This is a genomic window from Saccharothrix obliqua (assembly GCF_019375475.1).
Lineage (GTDB): Bacteria > Actinomycetota > Actinomycetes > Mycobacteriales > Pseudonocardiaceae > Actinosynnema > Actinosynnema obliqua.
Window position 1 is genome coordinate 201,175 of record NZ_JAHXGQ010000011.1, and the last position, 18,330, is coordinate 219,504.

The 18,330-nt window shown below is 69.0% G+C and carries 20 protein-coding genes, 4 tRNA genes and 1 pseudogene; 18 read left to right on the forward strand and 7 right to left on the reverse strand.

Going from position 1 to position 18,330, the window contains the following annotated elements; translation table 11 throughout:
* Window positions 1-158: 158 nt before the first annotated feature.
* From KZQ38_RS29435 to KZQ38_RS29445, 4 genes are all read left to right on the forward strand, one after another.
* On the forward strand, window positions 159-938 hold the full coding sequence (locus KZQ38_RS29435; protein ID WP_219446534.1) for a hypothetical protein: 780 nt from the start codon (window positions 159-161) through the stop codon (window positions 936-938).
* A gap of 242 nt (window positions 939-1,180) precedes the next feature.
* The gene (locus KZQ38_RS37535; RefSeq protein WP_372452302.1) at window positions 1,181-2,026 is read left to right on the forward strand and encodes a hypothetical protein; all 846 of its coding nucleotides are present in this window, start codon (window positions 1,181-1,183) and stop codon (window positions 2,024-2,026) included.
* On the forward strand, window positions 2,026-2,496 hold the full coding sequence (locus KZQ38_RS29440) for an RICIN domain-containing protein (RefSeq protein WP_219446536.1): 471 nt from the start codon (window positions 2,026-2,028) through the stop codon (window positions 2,494-2,496). Before KZQ38_RS37535 ends, KZQ38_RS29440 begins: the two co-directional genes overlap by 1 nt.
* A gap of 331 nt (window positions 2,497-2,827) precedes the next feature.
* A complete protein-coding gene (locus KZQ38_RS29445) occupies window positions 2,828-3,085 on the forward strand; it encodes a hypothetical protein (protein WP_219446539.1) in 258 nt (85 codons plus the stop codon).
* A 122-nt stretch (window positions 3,086-3,207) separates the two neighbouring features.
* Here KZQ38_RS29445 and KZQ38_RS29450 read toward each other — a convergent pair whose 3' ends face one another.
* Entirely contained in the window at window positions 3,208-3,837 is a 630-nt protein-coding gene (locus tag KZQ38_RS29450) for a TetR/AcrR family transcriptional regulator (protein ID WP_219446541.1), read from the reverse strand.
* A gap of 130 nt (window positions 3,838-3,967) precedes the next feature.
* Here KZQ38_RS29450 and KZQ38_RS29455 point away from each other — a divergent pair, with 130 nt between their 5' ends.
* From KZQ38_RS29455 to KZQ38_RS29475, 5 genes are all read left to right on the forward strand, one after another.
* The gene (locus KZQ38_RS29455; RefSeq protein ID WP_219446543.1) at window positions 3,968-4,747 is read left to right on the forward strand and encodes a glucose 1-dehydrogenase; all 780 of its coding nucleotides are present in this window, start codon (window positions 3,968-3,970) and stop codon (window positions 4,745-4,747) included.
* 287 nt (window positions 4,748-5,034) lie between these two features.
* Window positions 5,035-5,817, forward strand: coding sequence for a hypothetical protein (locus KZQ38_RS29460; protein ID WP_219446545.1), 783 nt, complete (start codon window positions 5,035-5,037; stop codon window positions 5,815-5,817).
* Window positions 5,814-6,704: a hypothetical protein gene (locus tag KZQ38_RS29465; RefSeq protein WP_219446551.1), complete on the forward strand. Its 891-nt coding sequence runs from the start codon at window positions 5,814-5,816 to the stop codon at window positions 6,702-6,704. Before KZQ38_RS29460 ends, KZQ38_RS29465 begins: the two co-directional genes overlap by 4 nt.
* 65 nt (window positions 6,705-6,769) lie before the next feature.
* Window positions 6,770-6,976 carry a hypothetical protein gene (locus tag KZQ38_RS29470; RefSeq protein ID WP_219446553.1) on the forward strand — a complete coding sequence of 69 codons (207 nt, stop codon included), beginning with the start codon at window positions 6,770-6,772 and terminating at the stop codon, window positions 6,974-6,976.
* Complete coding sequence (locus tag KZQ38_RS29475) at window positions 6,967-7,314, forward strand: DUF1036 domain-containing protein (protein ID WP_219446556.1); 348 nt, start codon at window positions 6,967-6,969, stop codon at window positions 7,312-7,314. The genes KZQ38_RS29470 and KZQ38_RS29475 overlap by 10 nt, the downstream gene beginning before the upstream one ends.
* A gap of 1,178 nt (window positions 7,315-8,492) precedes the next feature.
* Here the strand turns inward: KZQ38_RS29475 and KZQ38_RS29480 are convergent.
* From KZQ38_RS29480 to KZQ38_RS29495, 4 genes are all read right to left on the reverse strand, one after another.
* Window positions 8,493-8,567, reverse strand: a tRNA-Val gene (locus KZQ38_RS29480).
* Window position 8,568: 1 nt separating this feature from the next.
* Window positions 8,569-8,640: transfer RNA gene (locus tag KZQ38_RS29485), tRNA-Cys, on the reverse strand.
* Window positions 8,641-8,696: 56 nt separating this feature from the next.
* Window positions 8,697-8,769: transfer RNA gene (locus tag KZQ38_RS29490), tRNA-Gly, on the reverse strand.
* Window positions 8,770-8,917: 148 nt separating this feature from the next.
* Window positions 8,918-9,343 (reverse strand): SsgA family sporulation/cell division regulator, encoded by a 426-nt coding sequence (locus KZQ38_RS29495; RefSeq protein WP_073893954.1) that lies wholly within the window; start codon window positions 9,341-9,343, stop codon window positions 8,918-8,920.
* A gap of 496 nt (window positions 9,344-9,839) precedes the next feature.
* On the opposite strand from KZQ38_RS29495, the gene KZQ38_RS29500 reads away from it, so the two are divergent.
* Window positions 9,840-10,268, forward strand: a complete 429-nt coding sequence (locus KZQ38_RS29500) for a TIGR02611 family protein (protein ID WP_219446557.1) — start codon at window positions 9,840-9,842, stop codon at window positions 10,266-10,268.
* A gap of 51 nt (window positions 10,269-10,319) precedes the next feature.
* A tRNA-Val gene (locus KZQ38_RS29505) sits at window positions 10,320-10,391 on the forward strand.
* Window positions 10,392-10,508: 117 nt separating this feature from the next.
* On the opposite strand, the pseudogene KZQ38_RS37625 reads toward KZQ38_RS29505, so the two are convergent.
* A pseudogene (locus tag KZQ38_RS37625) lies at window positions 10,509-11,142 on the reverse strand (aldo/keto reductase).
* A gap of 73 nt (window positions 11,143-11,215) precedes the next feature.
* Between KZQ38_RS37625 and KZQ38_RS29515 the strand changes: the two are divergent.
* From KZQ38_RS29515 to KZQ38_RS29520, 3 genes are all read left to right on the forward strand, one after another.
* Entirely contained in the window at window positions 11,216-11,362 is a 147-nt protein-coding gene (locus KZQ38_RS29515; protein ID WP_219446559.1) for a hypothetical protein, read from the forward strand.
* A gap of 307 nt (window positions 11,363-11,669) precedes the next feature.
* Entirely contained in the window at window positions 11,670-11,792 is a 123-nt protein-coding gene (locus KZQ38_RS36620; RefSeq protein WP_257902508.1) for a hypothetical protein, read from the forward strand.
* 971 nt (window positions 11,793-12,763) lie between these two features.
* Complete coding sequence (locus KZQ38_RS29520) at window positions 12,764-13,246, forward strand: hypothetical protein (RefSeq protein WP_219446561.1); 483 nt, start codon at window positions 12,764-12,766, stop codon at window positions 13,244-13,246.
* Window positions 13,247-13,299: 53 nt separating this feature from the next.
* Here KZQ38_RS29520 and KZQ38_RS29525 read toward each other — a convergent pair whose 3' ends face one another.
* Complete coding sequence (locus tag KZQ38_RS29525) at window positions 13,300-13,773, reverse strand: GNAT family N-acetyltransferase (protein WP_219446563.1); 474 nt, start codon at window positions 13,771-13,773, stop codon at window positions 13,300-13,302.
* Between the two features lie 247 nt (window positions 13,774-14,020).
* On the opposite strand from KZQ38_RS29525, the gene KZQ38_RS29530 reads away from it, so the two are divergent.
* The 4 genes from KZQ38_RS29530 (at window position 14,021) to KZQ38_RS29545 (ending at window position 18,269) form a co-directional block, all read left to right on the forward strand.
* Window positions 14,021-15,577, forward strand: a complete 1,557-nt coding sequence (locus tag KZQ38_RS29530; protein ID WP_257902509.1) for an MFS transporter — start codon at window positions 14,021-14,023, stop codon at window positions 15,575-15,577.
* A gap of 494 nt (window positions 15,578-16,071) precedes the next feature.
* Window positions 16,072-17,256, forward strand: coding sequence for an MFS transporter (locus KZQ38_RS29535; RefSeq protein WP_219446564.1), 1,185 nt, complete (start codon window positions 16,072-16,074; stop codon window positions 17,254-17,256).
* A 131-nt stretch (window positions 17,257-17,387) separates the two neighbouring features.
* Window positions 17,388-17,927: a TetR/AcrR family transcriptional regulator gene (locus KZQ38_RS29540; protein ID WP_308258660.1), complete on the forward strand. Its 540-nt coding sequence runs from the start codon at window positions 17,388-17,390 to the stop codon at window positions 17,925-17,927.
* Between the two features lie 72 nt (window positions 17,928-17,999).
* A complete protein-coding gene (locus tag KZQ38_RS29545) occupies window positions 18,000-18,269 on the forward strand; it encodes a hypothetical protein (protein WP_219446565.1) in 270 nt (89 codons plus the stop codon).
* The last annotated feature ends 61 nt before the right edge of the window (window positions 18,270-18,330 follow it).

Here is an 18,330-nt window from a genome sequence, read left to right on the forward strand (position 1 = left end):
CAATGCCAGGACGGGGCCTACCTCGGTTCGGAACGAGGTTCTGGCTCTCCGCAGGTGTGATCGTCATACTCTTCGGCAGGTCTCCGCCTGTTGTCCAAGCGCTGGAACTGGTTCTGGTCGCTCAGGTGCGCGGACGTGACAACCCAAGGGAGCTTGGTGTGGACTCTGACGCCCTCGACAAGCCGGTCCCGGCATCGAGCGGACGGGGACAGCCGATCCTCGACCTGCTGGACAAAGCCATTGGGCTGCAGGCACCGCTGGTTCGCAAGAACATCGCCCGGGCCCGCCAGCGCAACCCGGATGCGACACCGGAGGAGGTCATCCGCACCCTGGAGCGGATGTACGTCAGCGCCTTGGCCGGCACGGGGGCCGCAGTCGGGGGTGCCGCGGCCGCACCGGCCATCGGCACCGGGATCGCGCTGGCGCTGTCGGCGGGCGAAGCCTTTTCCTCGCTTGAACTGAGCACCCTGTTCGTGCTCTCGGTCGCCGAGGTCCACGGGGTCCGGCTGGACGAGATCGAACGCCGCCGCACGCTGGTCATGGGTATCCTGCTCGGCCGGTCCGGCTCCACGACCATCGGCAAGGTCGCCGAGCGCACCGGCCGGCACTGGGGCCGCCAGCTCGTCAGCAAGGTGTCCGTGGAGACGCTGCGCCAGATCAACGGCGTCCTGGGCAAGAACTTCATCACCAAGTACGGCACCAAGCAGGGGATCATCGTGCTCGGCAGGGTGGTCCCGTTCGGCATCGGTGCGGTGATCGGCGGCGGCGCCAACGCCACCGTCGCCGCCTTGGCCGTCCGGGCCGCCCGGCACGCGTTCGGCCCGGCCCCGCAGTCATGGCCGGAGCCCGAACCAGAGCCCTCGCACGTGACGCCGCCCGGAGTCGTGCCGGGGGTCGTGTTGGAGTCGGATCCGGCATCAAGGCAGCAGACCGACTGAGAGCCACCCAGCCTGGAAGAACCGGGCACCAGCGACCACCCGGCTCATCCCGCCGACTAATGAAGTCGACCAACGTCGGATGGACGGGATAGCACGGCCTCCTCCGCTGATCCTTCCGATGGCACGCCACACCCGGCCGACTCCGGCACCAAGCAGCGCGCGGCTTCGCCGGTCAATCGGGCACGTCGTGCGCAGCGGCACTGGGCCACGTGCTCGTGGTGGTGGGCGTCGGATGGCGGTTGATGCTTCGGGTTTACGGTCGCTCGGCACCTCTGTGTGGCGGCTGGCCGCAGGTAAACCGGCGCACCTCAAGAAAAGGCCGGTCGGGGAACTTCTTACCGCGGTCGGACGACCGGTGCTGTCGGGTTCAGCACCGATGGCACCACGTTCGCCGCCAGTGGCCGGGACAAGGCGCTCTGGCTGTAGAACGTCCGCGACGGTGCCGAACCAGTGCCCGTCCGGCGCTGTCCAGACCATCGCGTTCACCCGGACGGCACGACCGCCGCGATCGCGGACGCGGGTGGCGCGGTTCACCTGCGGGACCTCGTGGCGCACACGTCGAGGACGTGCAGTTCAGCCCTCGGAGCCAACTCCTCGCGACCTCCGGTGACGACAGCACCGTCCGCCCGTGGGACGTGAGCGGCGAGCCCACCGCCCTGGCCCGCTCCGAAACCGGACATCGGTTTGTCTTCGCCGTGGCGATCAGTCCTGACGGCGTAAACCCTTGCCGTCGGCCTGGCCAACGGGGCGGTGCAACTGTGGGACGTGCCGGATCCCGATGCGCCGACCCGGCTGCGCCCTGCCATTACGGGGCCCGACGTCATCGTGTACGCGTTGGCGTTCACCTCGGACGGCGGGCTCCCCGCGTCGGCGAGCGGCGACGTCCCGTACCGGCCGACCTGTTCCTAGCGGGCTTCTCACGTCGTGTGTTCACCGTCCGGTGTGAAGTAGCCGCACCGCAGGGTGAAGCCTCTGTGTCACGTGCGGCGTGGCGACATCGGATGAGGGATCGTGCACTCGATTTCCCCGACGCGACCGGTGCGCTCCCGCGTCGGGGTGTCGACCGCCCGGAGACAGGGAGTTCGTGATGGTTCGAACAGCAGCGCGCGGGTTCATGTCGGTGATCACGGTGGCCGTGGCGGTGGTCGCCGCGGTTTCGGTGTCCGTCCCGGTGGCCTACGGCGTCGATCCGGAGGTCGACAACAGGCGGCTGCGCAACAACAGCACCGGGCAGTGCCTGGCCAGCTACAGCCCCGGCAGCGTGTCGATCACCAAGTGCAACAACGGGGCCGGGCAGAAGTGGACGGCGTCGGGCCCCGAGAACGGCAGGATCTTCCGCAACGTCAACACCGACCAGTGCCTGGCTTCGCCCGGCAAGGGGAAGCTGGCGGTGGAGGCGTGCAACAACAAGGCCGCGCAGAAGTGGAAGGGGAGCGGCCCGAGGAACGCCAGGGCCTTCCGCAACGTCCAGGTAGGACAGTGCTTGTCCAGCTTCAGCAGCGGCAAGGTTAACGTCGCCGACTGCGGCGGCGGCAAGGGCCAGAAGTGGTCCCGCTGACGGGGTGACGTGATCCGGGTGAGCGGATTCGCGTCGTCGTTCAGTACGATGTCACCACTATCACTTCAGTGCTGACTAAAATCAGTGGCCTCGCGCGTGGTCGGGCGGACTCGGCGTCCCGCGTCATTGCTCGTTCGTGTGCATGACCTTCGGTGGCGAACGGAAGGGCCGGCGCGGTGATCCACACGAAGGGATGGTGTGCGCGGTCGATGTTCGCATTGGCGGTGGGGAGATCGAGAGGATGGAGGGGCAGGGCCAGGGTGACCGCGGGCCGGTCCGGTAACTCGCCCGTGGTGCACCGTTGGCGATGACGAGGACAGGGAGCAACTGCATGGCCGTCTACGAGACCGAGATCCACACCGGCGGCGGGGGCTGGCAGCGGGACCAGGACCTGACCGTGCACATCAGGAACCGGGCAGACGTCGTTCCCACCAACGGCGCGCCTCCGACCGGCGCCACGGTCACCTGGAGCAGCCCGCGCGCCGGCAACGGCAGCGTCACCTTCTTCGACGACGGCACGCGATTCGAGGGCACCGCCCAGTTCCCCAACGAGGGGCCGGTCGGCTACCGGGGCACGCTGCGGCGTTGAGGCCGTGAACGAAGTCGACGGGGGCCGCGCGGCCCCCGCCGACTCGGCACCCCGTTTCCAGCGCATCCCGGAGCCGGCCAACCATCGCCGCCGGAGCCGACTGCCGGGGAAGACAGCGCGATTCAGTCACTGGTGGACGTCCCGTACCGGGCGGCGGTGGTGCGGACGGCCTCGTCGACCACCTGGGCGACGCGTTCGGCGCTCACCTCCCAGCCCGGCACCAGGAGCGTCGGCCAGAAGACGTAGTTGGAGATCATGCCCAGGAACTGGGTGGCGGCGAGGTCCACGTCCTCGACCCGCACCGTTCCCGCCTCTTGCTCAGCCAGGAGGTAGCTGCGCACGGACTCGAAGTAGGGCATCTTCCCGCGCGAGAACTGCGCATGGGCCAACTCCGGGAACCGCGGCAGCTCGGCGATGACGATCCGGAACAGGTCGGTCATCCGGGGTCGGCTCAACAGCTCGGCGTAACGGCGACCGATGGCGCTGAGCCCGTCAACGACGTTGCCCGCCGGCGGAAGGCCCTCCTCGTCAGCGGTTGACCAGGACTCGGTGACGATGGCGTCGAACAGGGCGGCCTTGGTCGGGAACTGCTTGAACAAGGTGGCCCGCGAGACACCCGAGCGCTCCGCGATCCGCGCCAGCGACGTCCGGTCGTAGCCCAACTCCAGGAACAGCGCGGTCGCGGCCGTCACGATCAGCGCGCGCTTCTCCTGTGCGACGCGCTGGTGGTACGTCGGTGCGACGCTGCTCATGGACCGAGTATACGAGGTGAGTGGCTTGACTCACCTCTGCCGTCACCCTAGTCTCGAGGCGAGTCACTCGGCTCACCATCGGCCGGCCGTTCACCGCCGCCCGGCCACCCACGTACCGAAGGAACCTCCGATGAACCGCTTCGACAACCAGACCGTGCTCGTGACCGGTGGGACCGGTGGCCAGGGATCGAGCCACGTGCGCGCCTTCCACGCGGAGGGGGCGAACGTGGTGATCGGCGACATCGACACCGAACGCGGCGCCGCCCTCGCCGACGAACTGGGGACCCGTGCCCACTTCACCCACCTCGACGTCACCAGCGAGAGTTCGTGGTCCGCCGCCGTGCTATCCGCCGAGAGCACTTTCGGCACCCTGAACGTGCTCGTCAACAACGCGGGCGTCCAGAACCCGCCGGCACCGATCGAGAACACGGACCAGGCCACGTGGTCGCGCATCCTCGACGTCAACCTCACCGGCACCTTCCTCGGCATCAAGGTCGCCGCCCCCGCTCTGCGCCGCGCAACAGGGGGAGCCATCGTCAACATCGCCTCGACGGTGGGCATGGGCGGCACGGCGCACTACGCGCCGTACGTCGCCAGCAAGTGGGCCGTGCGCGGTCTTACCCGAACGGCAGCGCTCGAACTCGGCCGGGACCACATCCGCGTGAACACCATCCACCCCGGCGTGATCGCGACCCCCTTCATCCAAGAACCGGCAGCCGGCGCCACCGCGGCGATCGCCGACTTCTACTCACCCGAGCCGTTCGCCATCCCCCGACTCGGAGAGCCGACCGACGTCACCCGGCTCCTCCTGTTCCTCACCTCATCAGAGGCGTCGTTCATCACGGGGTCGGAGTACGTCATCGACGGCGGACTCCTCCTCGGTCCCGCCCTCCAGGCCGAGGCCGCATGAGCAGCCCACGACCCGACCGGATGGAACGGTTCCGCATGCGCATCTTCGTCGCTGCCTGATCACATCCAGCGAGCCGGCGAGATCGCACCCACCGCGGGCACCACGCCGACTCGGCTCGAAGAACGGGCCGACAGTCGGCTGGTGCGCATCGTGTCCACGCAGTCCCCTGCGGGGCAACGGATGCCCGCGCCAGGCCGTGGCCTGATCAACCGGCAATCGGTTCTTGTACCGATGTTCCTCGAAGGCCGCGTCGTTACGATCAGTATGCAATCGGCGACTACATGGACATGTCGAGTCGTGTGGCGCGTACCACGGGCATCGTCGGGTTGGCAGCACTGGTGTTGGTGTGCGCTTGCGGGGCACCTGCCCAACCCGAGCAGATCACGAGCACACCGCCGGAACCGACGACCTACACCACGCCCAACCCCGAGCCCACCGCCGTGCCGAGCACGGAGGTCGTCACGGACACCCCGCCCAGCGGGCCGATCCGCATCGGCGGACCCCGGCTCGACGGACGGCCGGACTCGACGAACTGGCCCCTCTTCGAACTCGCCGAGGACCGACCGACCCAGGAGCTGTGCAGCTACTGGTTCAACCCGTCGTCCGTGGTGACGTCGAACATCCCGTTCACCGTCGTGGATGTCGCGCTGAACAGCAAGCACATCACTCTTGACCAGTCGCCGAAGCACTGCGTTGACAACGGGGCTGCCGGGACGTGGTCGCAGGGGTGCCGCGGTCGCACGCTTCCACCGTCCGGCGACAGCAACCCGGTGGGCTGCACGGTGTCCCAGCGCGCCGTTCATTCCGAGGTGCGCGAAGTCGAGGTTCCCTTGACCTTCACCGCCGAGGCACGGTGCCCGTCCCTGGACGGGGTGCCCTGCTCGGGTCTGCGCGGCAAGGCGTCGCCGACCCGTGCGAACCCGGTCCTCGTGTCGTTCACCTGGAGCAGGACGCTCACCGTTCGCAGCCTGCCGTGCCGCGCGGCTGACAAAACCCCCGACGGCACCTGCCCGGTAGCGTCGTCCCCGCCTTCGCCGACGTCGCCGCCGGCCAGCAGGACGAGCAGGTGAGGCGACCGGAGCGCGCCGGCAGGCAGGAGTCGAGCACGCTGACGCGCCGGTTGGAGACCTTCGCCGGGATCGCCGCGCCGACCACGGTGCTCACGGCCCTGTTGTTCTACTTCGGCTACGTCGCGACCTACGCCCGCTATCAGCACTTCGGCATCGATCTCACGGTGTTGGACCTGACCACCGCCGAGATGCTGCTACTGGGGACCGAGGTGTTGTTCCCGCCCCTCGCCGGGCTGGTCGTGGTGACCGTCACCGGGTGGGCCGCCCATCGAGGTCTGAGCCGTGCCATGAGCGGGAAGCACCCCGCGATCGCCCGAGTCCTGGCCGTCGTCGTCGCGGTGGCCGGTGCGGCGTCGTTCGCCAGGGGTGTGGTCGGTGTGCTGTGGCCGGCCATGGCCCGCTACGAGTTCCCCGGCACCACACCGATCACGTTCGGGTTCGGCCTTCCGCTCGTGGCCTACGGCGTGTGGCTGCTCCGTTCGATCAGCCCACCCGGACGGCGCCGCCGGAGACGTGGGCAGGGCGTGGTGCGTGCCGCACTGGCCGGATCGGTCGTGCTGGGCCTGTTCTGGGCGACCAACGCGTTCGCGGGCGCCTACGGGCGGGGACGGGCCGTCGACACGGCCTCCGAACTGGTGACCCGCCCCGGTGTGGTCCTCGACACCGAGGAACGGCTGTACCTCGCGGTTCCCGGCGTGACCGAGACCGTGCTGCCCGCTGCGGACGGGCAGAAGTTCAAGTACCGCTACCGGGGCCTGCACCTGCTCACCGAAGCCGGCGGCCGGCTGTACCTCGTCCCGGCCACCTGGTCCGGCCGCGCCGCGACCGTCGTCAAGCCCTACGACGGGTCCGTGCGGGTGCAGTTCCTGCCCGGCCCACCAACGTGAGGTAACACACCGCGTGTAATGGTCGACGGTCAGTGTGAACGCGATGCCGACGTTGGGAGTCCCCGATGGCGAACACCGGCCCGGACGAATCGGACGGCGTCGAACTCCCGGACCCGATCGTCACCCCGCCCGGAGCACTGGGCGACGAACCCGCGCGCACCCACGGCGACGGAGCGACGGCTCCCGCCCCGGGCCGTTCCCACGGCGAGACCTCGCACTCACCCGGAGTCGTGGAGACCGACACCCCGGAGGGACGAGCGGCATGGGCCTGACCATCCGCAACAGGTACAGCTCGCGCGTCTACGTCGCGATCGGCTTCTCCGACGACTCGTGCCCCGACAACACCGGCCCGCACATCATCGGGTGGTGGGGCATCGACCCCGGCGGCCAGGCCCTGGTCTACGCCAACGACGTCAACCAGTACAGCCCGATGTGGTTCTACCTGGCCGAGGCTGCCAACGGCGCGGTGTGGAACGGGCCGTACGTCGCCCGAGTACCGGACACGGCCTTCAACCGGTGCTGGCGACCGGAAGCCGACGGCCGACCACGGGGCTTCCGCGAACTCTTCGTCGGTGACAACGAGGACTTCACCCTCAACCTCGTCGGCTGACCCCCTCCACCCCGGCCGGGTCCGCGGTGAACCCGAGGTGTCGGGCGTGGGTGTGCCGCGGCGGCTTCGGGACCATGGTCGATTCTCGTTGTTCGGCGGTCGATTCGGGGAGAGCGAGTGAGACCGGCTGAGGCTGTGGTCTCCGATGGCGACGCGACCAGCGCCACCGACCCGCTGCCTCTTCGCTGCCGAGAACGCCCTCGTGCGGTGGCGGGCCGCCAACCGCTCCAACGAGCGGGTCAACCGCTGGTGGTTCCCACGTTTGCGGTGATCGTCGGAACCGGTGGGTTGCGGCTGCGGGTGGCGGGGCCGGGCAGGCAGGTAGCGGCGTCCAGGGCCACGTGCGTCAACGGTGCGGGCGATGATCGACAAGGCGAGCGGTGGCCCTCCGGTCCCGGCCGGCACCGGGATGACCACCGTTGTGGCGTCTTCGGTCGTCGCGGAGGCCAGGGCGGTGGTCAGCGCCGCGAGTTGTTCGGCGCGGCCGGTGAACAGCCTGGGCGGGGCAGGCAGTTGACGCGGAACCGCCGGTGCCGCGGCGGCAGCTCTTGGTGTGGACATGGTGGCCAGGTCGGAGTTGAGGGTGCGCCGGTACAGGTCCTGGAGGCGGGGCCGGGTGCCCAGCTCCTCGACCAGTCGTTCCCGCATCCGCCGGTAGTGCTCCCGCCGGCGACGTGGGCGGTCACCTCACCCGGCAAACCCACCGCCATGCCCGTCGCCCTCTTCGAACTCCGGATCCCCGTCGAGCAGCAGGGATGGCGCGCACACCGGACCAATGCGCCGACCTCGCCGAGGGTCCACACGAACGGCCGACGAGCATCGCGGACTCCTACGAGACGCCGCTCCACGCCAGCTCGTTTCACAGTCCCGACTGCGCGTTGTTGAGGCGGTCGAACCCCTCAACGGTTCTGGCGACGGGTGTGGGCGGGGGCAAGCCCGACGATCCGAGTGCTCGGGAATCCTCCGGGAAGGCCCGGCGGGTCCAGTTGGAGCACCGGATGAAGGGCATCGCGCGGATCTACCGCCATGTGACGAGCGCCATGCAAGGGACGCGGTAAGCGTCTTCCGAGACGGCAGAGTCTCGGAGATGTCCCCGGATCCTCTCCGCTGATCTTGTTCAACAAGCAGAAAGCCCGGCCTCAAGATCGAGGACCGGGCTTCTGACCTGCGTACTTCGGTGGTGGACGATACTGGGATTGAACCAGTGACCCCTACCGTGTCAAGGTAGTGCTCTCCCGCTGAGCTAATCGTCCGAGGCGGAGACGGGAATCGAACCCGTGTACAGGGCTTTGCAGGCCCTTGCCTAAGCCACTCGGCCACTCCGCCGGTTTCCTGAAGGCTAGCACCAGGAAGCTGGCCTGAGCCCAAGGGGCCCCCTGCCGAGCGGATGACGAGACTCGAACTCGCGACCCTCACCTTGGCAAGGTGATGCGCTACCAACTGCGCTACATCCGCATACCCCGTGGATTTCCGGAACTTATCGGCCCTTTTGGGGCCGGGGCGTTCCGGTCTTCCCCGGTGCGAGAGGAACTTTATTACATCACCCACCGCGGGATCAAATCGGGGGTCCCCACGACCCCCGGCAGGCCCGCTACCTGGGCTTTCAGGTCAGGTCGTTGGAGATCAGGTGGGTCAACGCCTCGTCCACGTCCACCCACAGGTGCTCGTTGCCGGGCACCACGACGTCGTACGTGCGGTCGAGGAAGTCCGCCAGCTCCTGGGCCGACGCCTCGAACATGGCGTGCCCGGACGGCGAGCTGAGTTCGATCACGACGACCTCCGGGTCGTCGGCCGCGGGGCGGATCCGGACGTCGCCGTCGCCGGCGTCGGCGATCAGGCCGTCGGCGAGCAGGTCGCGGGCGAACACCCACTCGACCCAGCCGGCCCGGCCGGTGCGGAAGGCGGCCACCACCGCGTACGGGTCTTTCGTGTCATAACGAAGCTCCACCTGCACCGGGACGGCAGGCGTCCTGGGTGCCAGCAGGTCGAAGACCGCTGTTGAGCGGAGCGTCACGTGGTCATTGCGCATCGTCGTTACCCTCTTCTCCCTTCCGGTCCAGGAAACGACCGAGTTCGCCAGTTGTGACGGGTATGTGGCGAGGAACGCTCGACACCGGGTGGATTATCACCCGATCGGGGCCGCGAAACTCCACTGGGCTACCACCTCGTCGCGTTGCGTGTCCGCCAGATCCGGGCCGCACCACATCTTGCTGGGTTCGACCTGCACCCGGTACCCGCCGTTGCGCGAATGTTGGACGCGAGGACATCTCCGACGGCTGACGCGCTCGCCCCGGGGTCCTGTACGCCTGGCCCTCCCACTCCGTCGCGCGGTGGGTTGAGCGCCCACCTGTTCGGCTGCGGGCAGTGCCGTTGAACGGTTCGGGCCACCGAAGAGGTGGCCGTGATCGATTTGCGCTTACGTCCCGTGGGCACCCCGGAAGCCGTGTCGCTGGCGACGTCAGCAGCACGGAGCAGGTTGAGATCGTCAGGGCCATGTGGGCGCGTCATGAGAGATGATGGGGGACATGACCGCGGAGCAGCGCGAAGAGGCAGTCGAACCCACCGGCCTCCGCCACCGGTTCCGCCGCAACCCGGCCCTGAACCTGACCTACCGCGTCGGTGTCGGCGTGGTGGGCGGGTTGGTGCTGCTCGGCGGCATCCTGATGATCCCGTACCCCGGGCCGGGTTGGCTGGTCGTCTTCGCCGGCCTGGCGATCCTGGCGACCGAGTTCGCGTGGGCGGGCCGGCTGCTGCGGTTCGCCAAGCGCTACTACGACGCCTGGGTGGCGTGGCTCAAGCGGCAGAACGTCCTGGTGAAGGCCCTGGTCCTCTCCGCGACCGCCCTGGTGGTCGCCGCGACCTGCTGGCTGCTCGGGGCGTTCGCGCTGGTCGGGGGCTGGTTCGGGCTGGAGTGGCCCTGGCTGGGGAGCCCGATTTTTGGATCCCGGGGTTGATGTTGTAAGGTATGGACACACCGCGAGAGCGGCGGAAAGAGAACTGAATACGGGCGATTAGCTCAGCGGGAGAGCGCTTCGTTCACACCGAAGAGGTCACAGGTTCGATCCCTGTATCGCCCACAGTGTGTTATTCCAGGTCAGCGGCTCGTAGACGGACATCGTCTGCGGGCCGCTGATCGTTGTGGGGAGCAATTCGGGAGCGGATGATCTTGGCCACACTTCTATTTACGAAGGTGGTCATGGTGTTGTGCTCCCTGCTTGCTCCCAGCGGTGTTGGAGTGCGGTGACCATGGTGTCGATCATGGGTCGGGTGACGTGGAGTAGACGCCCATGACGCCGTGGAACTCGTGGCCGATGCGTTTGTGCTGGAGGACTTCGGGGACGCCGTCTTCGATGAGCCAGATTTGTGGGTGTCGCGCGGGTCGTGGAAGTGCATGTCGGGGTTGATGCGCGGACGGTCGGTGGCGGTGTCGCCGTGTAGGGCGGCCAGCCAGACCGGTAGCGCCCGGTGAGGAAACCGCGGCCGAGCGGCGAGTACGGCACCACGCCGACGCTCAGCTCGCGGCACGTCGGCACGACCTCGCGCTCGATGTCCCGTGACCACAGCGACCACTCGTTCTGCACCGCCGCGATCGGGTGGACGGCGTGCGCGCGGCGCAGCGTCGCACGCCTGGCGGACATGGGGCGTCGCCTCGGATGCGGCGGCTCGGGGGCGGCACCGAACTTCGTGGCCAGCACGACCTCGTCGCGCCTGCCCCGGATCGCCCGGCCAACCAGCTCCTCGTCGAGGTACGGGCCGTAGATGTCGGCGGTGTCGAGGAAGGTCACGCCCAGGTCCAGCGCGCGAGCCGTAGTACGCGCTCATGCCCATGCACCCCAGCCCCTGTTCGCTCACGCGCAGGGCACTCAGCCGCGCCGCCTGCAAGCCAGTGACACTCGCGGGCGTGCTGGTCGCGGCGGTGTTCCTGCATGGGTGGCAGTCCGACTCGGCGGGCACCATCGCGGACCGGGTGCGGTTCGCCTCGTCGTCCCCTCAGCACGTGACCCCGAAGCTGTCCGAGGAACCCAGCGGGCTGAACCACTCGGTGTAGCGGATGATCCTGCCGTCGGCGTCGAAGTCGAGCAGACCGATGCTGTCTTTCTCGTAGCGCGGAATGGTGAGGGCGACCCGGTGAAACAGACACCGGCAGGGGTCACCCTGAGTTGTTGACGTGGTGGTCGAGCGGCCCGGAAGATCGTTCCTGTTGCTCCTGGAAGGCGACCGGGCGAGGTAAATGCGATGACGCCACAATCGGGCGATGAAGACCACCTTCCCGACGCACCCGAGCCCGTCCGACCGCGCCGACGGCGTCGTCGCTGGGCGCGCAGCACGCCGTTCGGCGCGTCCGGCTGGCGAGGATGGAGACCTCGCGGTTCGTCGAGCCTGACCGGCATCAAGCCCTGCTACCCGCCGCCCTCACCGAGATCGGGCCGATCGACGTCGTGCTCATCTCGCACCACCACTGGGACCACCTCGACTAGCCCACGATCAGCGCGATGGCCGACCGGAGTGGGAACAGATCGGGAAGCAGCTCGGACCCTTCGACCTGACGTTGACCGGGTCGGGGCCCCGGGCCACCCGAAAACCCGTTGACCGCGGTTCGTCCGGTGAACATCATGGCCGACATGCGGCAGTGACCGGCTACACGTGCGGTGCCGGAGGCGGGCTGGACCAGCTCCCCGCCTCTCTTCACCGTGCCGCTCGGCCACCGGTCCCCAGGCGATGACCCGGCGCCACGAAGCGCCCCCGGCCGCCTCCCGCATGAGCACTGGAGTTCACCGAAGCCATGGAAGCCCTGCGCACCACCAGCGTGCCCGTCGGGGGTCAGCGGACCGCTGTCGACACCCAGGCGCTGTGGATCGTCGACACACGCGATGTCCGACACCTGACCTGTTCCGGCCGCACGCCCCAGCCTCCCGCCCGCCACCGCATCCACCTGCGCACCCGCGACCGCGACCGACTGCGCCTGTTCACCGACGACGGTCCCGGTCACGGTCCGTCGTTCGGCGGCGGACGTGACGCTGCCCGACAACGCCGCGCCCCGTCACGCAGGGCCCGGGGATCACGCCACCACCCCGTGCCCGCCGCTCGACGAGGCCCGATCCGCGCCAGGGGCCACCGGGCCTGACCCCACCCGCGGGGCGGCGCCGACCTGGCCGATGACATCATCGCCGCAGTGGCCGCGCCGTCCCGCGCAGCACACCACCACAAGAGGCTCCGCCGACCATGCCGTCCCCGCGACGGAACTGACCGTCGACGAGGCCAGGACGATCGCGGTCGACAGCGCTCGCCTGGACCGCGTCGCGGGTTATCGAAACGTTCGAGTGAGTCGAAGCTTCAGCGGTAGCAGCGTGGAGAACACCTGGGAGCCGCGCGAGGCGGATGGGCTGGTTCGCGATGGATGTGCGAGTGAAGTCGCTGGAACGGGCACCGCGCCTGTGGGGTAAATGACGTGGACGACGACACGCTGCGTTCATCGGTTTCGGACCTCCTCGGTGCGTTCCGCGACGCGTTGATCGCCCTGGTCCCGATCGCCGACCGCTTGAAGATGGGCTGGCGTGACGGGGACCAGCACCGCGATTGGGAGAACATGGCCGAAGCCGTGTTCAACGCCTGCGTGCGCGGACCCATCGAGGCGGACGAGGGGCGTTGGAACGACGAGTACCGCCTTCCCCGCTACGACATCGACGACTCGATGTACTCCACGTCCAGCTGGATTCGGCTCACGGCGGATGATCGCGAGTCCCTGGTGGTGTTCGTCCGACTGGTTTCTGCGGGTGGACCGTTCGACGCGGTCGAGGGTGTCGAGCTTGATCCGGTGACGCTGGTACCCCGCGGTCGTGTGGTGGTCGGTTTCGAGGGTTGCGGCTTTACATTCGTCCGGAGATCCGGTGCGCGGTCCGAAGAAGTTCGCGGAGTCGTCGCGGTCGAGTGAGTTGCACGGCGCGCCCTGCCGAAGGAGGTTCGCATCGAACCGCCACCGAGGGTTCAGTCGAGGCGGAGGATGGTTTCCTGGATCTCGGCATCCCTGGCGGAGGCGTAGGAGGACTCGGTGCCGACGACCCTGAAGCCCGCTTTTTCCAGGACTCGGAGCGATCCGAGGTTGTCGCTCGCAGCGCGCGCGTACAAGGGCCGGACCGCGACCGTGTCGAGGAACAGGGTGAGGGCGTGGCCGGCGATTCCCTGCCCCCAGACCGATCGGTCGATCCAGTAGGTGATCTCGGTGTCGCCCTCCATGACGAAGCTGGAGATGGTGCCGACGAAGTGCCCGTCACGGGTCACGGCACGCAGGGTGATGTCGCTGGATGTCCTCAACTTGGCCATGTGGGCCTCGAACGCCTCGCGGTCGTTGGGGTTCCTGGCGGTGAAGGCGGCCATCCGGACCGACTCGGGGTCGCGCATCTGGTCGAACAGGGCATCGAGGTCGGAGTCCTCCACCGACCGCAGAGCGACCTCCACCACCGACGTCCTCCTCGCACTGGCATCGACTCGCCGCGCAACATATACCAGCGGTATCCGACAATCACGGCTCGTGCGGATCGCGATCGATCCCGCCGGGCAAGTGGTGGAAGGGTCGTCGCAGCCTCGCCGGTACGGCGAGCGGGCTTGAGGTGTTGACCCTTGATCAACGGTCCGCGGGCAGCCTCGAGTTGACCTCAACTTAGGTTGAGGTAGTGAACTGGTCTCCTCCGGACCGGAGCACGATCGAATGGACTTCGCGATGACCTCGTCCACCACCTCGTCCACCGAACCCGGCCCGGCAGCGGGCGACGTGCCACCACGTGCCGCCTCACCTCTTCTGCTGCCGACTGTGCTGATCGGTGTCGCGCTGGTGGCGATGTCGATCTCTGGCACGGCGATCGCGTTGCCCGGCATCGGAACCGACCTCGACACCGCGGGCTCGGCACTGAACTGGGCTGTCGCCGGGTACAACCTCGCCTTCGCGGCCATGACCCTGGTCGCCGGCGCCGCCGCCGACCGTGCCGGGCGGCGGCGCGTTTTCATCAGCGCGGCAACGTTGTTCGCGGTCGGGTTCCTGGCCACGGCGTTCGCGCCCACGATCCACGTCCTCGACGCGGCACGCATCCTTTCCGGGGTCGGAGCCGCCGGGGTCATGGCTGCCGGTGGCGCGCTGTTGGCGTCGGCATATGAAGGTGCGGCCCTGAACCGGGCGTTCGCGTTCATGGGCACCATGGCCGGTACCGGTATCGCGGTCGGTCCGACTCTGGTCGGCGGTCTGGTCGATCTGATCGGCTGGCGTGGCAGTTTCGGTGCGTTCGCGGCCACCTCCGTGCTCATCGCCGTCGCCGCAACCCGGCTGACCGAATCACGTCACGAGCGTGCTCGCACCGACTGGATCGGCAGCGGATTGTTCGTGATGGCACTGAGTGCGGTCATGTTCGCGCTGCTCGAGGGTCCAGAGCACGGCTGGGGCCATCCGATGGTCCTCGCCGGTTTCGGTGTCGGTGTTGTCGGGTCGGTGTTGTTCGCGGTCGCGCAGCGTCGCGGTTCCGCGCCGATCCTCGCACCCGAACTCGTCGCCAACCGGGGGTTCATGGGTTGGTGCCTGGCCACGCTGACGACCTCGATCGGATTCCTCGGTGCGCTGGTCTTCCTGCCGACCTACCTGCAAGCTGCCGCCGGCTACAGTCCGGTGGCAGCCGGGCTTGTCATGCTGTTGCTGACGGCACCCGTACTCGTGATGCCGATCCTCGCTGCCGCGCTGGTGAACCGCGGCATGTCGGCCCGACACCTGATCATCACCGCTCTTGTGCTGGTCGTTGTCGGCAATGCCGGTTTGCTGGTCCTGCGCCCGGAGAACACGACCGTGCTCGTGGCACTTCCGTTGCTGCTGATCGGGATCGGCATGGGGACCTCGTTCGGCATCGCCGATGGGCAGGCCATGGCGCTGGTCCCAGCCGGGCTCGTGGGAACTGCCGCCGGGTTCCTCAACACGCTGCGCGGTGCGGCCGAGGCGATCGTGATCGCGGCGTTCAGCGCATCCCTTCTGGGATTCCTCACCAGTAGGCTCGGCGATTCGCAGCATGCCGCCGACGTCGCGGCCGGCCGTCTCACCGCTGCCGGTGATCCCGGCTACGGCACTGAGATCGATGCGTTGACCAGTTCCTGGCACTTCACCCAGGTCGGCGTCGGCGTGCTGTGCCTGCTGCTGACCGCGGCCGTCGCACTCCTGCACTTCACCCGTTCCGGCCGAGCCATCACCGAGAACGCTGGTCACCGAGAACGACCTCGACAGGAGTCTTGACCCGGGCTCCACCGTTACCTGCCACCGGGCGCGACAGTGACAGGGCGGCACGAACGCCGACTTCGGCCACGGTTTGGCGGTGGTGTTCTTGGACTCCGTAGGAGCGCCCCGCTGACGAAGAAGCGGACCCGCACGCCGAAGGTGGTGCCGAGGACGCCGCTCAGCGCCGCGCCGATGGGGATGCCGCCCCAGCCGATGAGGCGGTAGACGCTGCCTGCCCTTCCGCGCAGTTCGCGGGGGATGAGCCGTTGCCGCAGCGAGGCCAAGCCGGGCGGGGCGGTACGGCCCCGTGTCGGCCGTGGTTTGACCTCGCGAGCCCGTGCGACGCAACAGGTTCCCGCGCGTTCGCCGGGCAAGGGCGCGGCGGGTGGTGGCGTCCGCTGTGCGGACAGGGTGGCTGCCGGCGCGGCCCGGCGTGTGGTAGAAAATCTAACGAGTGTTCAATTTTTTTCCGAGGGTGCCACCGCCCCCGATCGCCACCGAGGGAAGACCCCATGCCCAACCCCTACCGGGAGTTGTTCTCCGCGCCCGGCTCGCGGGCCTTCGCCGCCGCCGGGTTCCTGGCCCGGATCCCGTTGCCGATGACCGGGATCGGCGTCATCACGATGCTGTCCCAACCCCGTGGCGAGTACGCGCTGGCAGGCGCGGTGGCCGCCGTCTTCACCCTGTCCACCGCCCTGCTCGGCCCGCGGGTCTCCCGGCTGGTCGACCGCCGCGGCCAAGGGCGGGTCCTGGTGCCCGCCGCGGCCGTCAGCGTCGTGGGGCTCGGCCTTCTCCTGCTGTGCGCCCACTTCGACGCGCCGAAGTGGACCCTGTTCGTGTGTGCCGTGCCGGCGGGCGCGATGCCCAACATGGCGGCGATGGTCCGGGCCCGCTGGTCGGAGCTGTACCGAGGCTCGCCGCGCCTGCACACGGCGCTGTCCTTCGAGTCGGTGGTCGACGAGCTGACCTTCGTCATCGGCCCGGCGCTGTCCGTCGCGTTGTCCACCATGGTCTTCCCCGAAGCCGGGCTCCTGGTCGCGGCCGGGTTGCTCACCGCGGGGGTGCTGTTGTTCGCCGTGCAGCGCGGCACCGAACCACCGGTGGACCCCCGGGTCGCGGACTCCGGGTCGTCGGCGATCCGCGACCCGCGAGTGGTCCGGTTGGTGCTGATCATCCTGGCGGGCGGCGCGATCGTCGGCACGGTGGACGTGATCAGCGTGGCGTTCGCCGACCAGCAGGGCCACCCCGCGGCGGCCGGTGCGGTGCTGTCGGCGTACGCGGTGGGTTCGGCGGTGGCCGGCCTGGCGTTCGGTGCGCTGAACCTCCGCATCCCCTTGCCCCGCCTGCTGGTTCTCGGCGTGCTGGGCACGGCGACCACCACGCTGCCGCTGTTGTTCGTGTCCGACGTCGTGGGGCTGGCCGTGGTGGTGCTGCTCGCCGGTGTGTTCTTCGCGCCGACCATGATCGTCCTGATGTCGTTGGTGGAGCGGATCGTGCCGGTCGCGCAGCTCACCGAGGGCATGACGTGGGTCATCACCGGCCTGAGCGCGGGTGTCGCCCTCGGCTCGGCGGTGGCCGGTCAGGCGGTGGACGCGTGGGGGCCGCGGGGCGGTGCCGTCGTCGCCGTCGTCGCCGGTGCGGTCGGCCTGCTCATCGCGCTGGTGAGCACGCGATCCCTGGCCCGCGCGGCCGGGTGACCGCGGGCGGCGCGGCTCGGCCGGTATCGTCCTGCTGGACATCGTGGTGACGAGGCGTACGAGGTGGACCCCTGGACGAGCGGCCGACCGACGGGCGCAGGCTCAAGGGCGAGCGGCGCAAGCGGGAACTGATCGAGGCCACCCTCCGCGTGGTGGCCAGGCAGGGTGTGGCGGGCGTCAGCCACCGCACCGTCGCCCAGGAGGCGGGCCAGCCGGCCACCGCGGCGGCCTACTACTTCGACGGCATCGACGACCTGCTCACCGCCGCCCTGACCGCGTGCATGGACGAGGACGCCGAACGGATGCGCGTGCTCGCGGAGGCCGCCGACGGCGGCGTGGACAGCCTGCGGGCGTTCGCGGAACTCATGGCCCGCGTCGTCGCCGACCCGGGCCGGTTGCTGGCGGAGTACGAGCTGTACCTGCTCGCCGCGCGTGACCGGGCGCTGCGCGGCCCGACGCACCGCTGGATGGCGGCCGTCGCCGACTTCGCCCGCCGCCACACCGACGACCCCGCCCTGGTCGAGGTCGTCGTCGGCGCCGTAGACGGGCTGATGCTGCAAGCCCTGCTCACCGACACCCCACCCACCGCCGACCGCTTCGAGACCATGCTGCGCGCCCTGCTGCCCGGAACGGGAGCGACGGCGACCGGCTCCCGACGCAGGAGGAGATGAGTCGACCGGCGAACCCGTCGCGTCGCGCTACCCTGCGGTGCCACTGGCCGGTAGGCGGCTACGCTCGGGTGCATGGGAGCGGGATTGACGCTCTGGCCGTTGCTGGTGGCCATGTTCGTCGCGTCCGTCGCAGTGGCTGTCTTGCCACTGCGGCCGACCGGGGTCCGCCTGTCCGTACTGGCCTCGCACGTGGTGGCGTCGTGCCTCTTGATCGCGTTCCTCGGTGAGCCGTGGCAGATGTGGTTCCTCGTGCTGGGGCTGGGCGCGTTCATCGCGGCTGCCCGGTTCGTCTTCGCGATCAGGCAGCTGACCACGGGCAGGCAGAGGTCGGCGACCCGTTGACTCCGGCCGACCAGCCCCACCGGCGGACAATCGCTGTGTGGAGCCGGTTTCGCTCGACAAC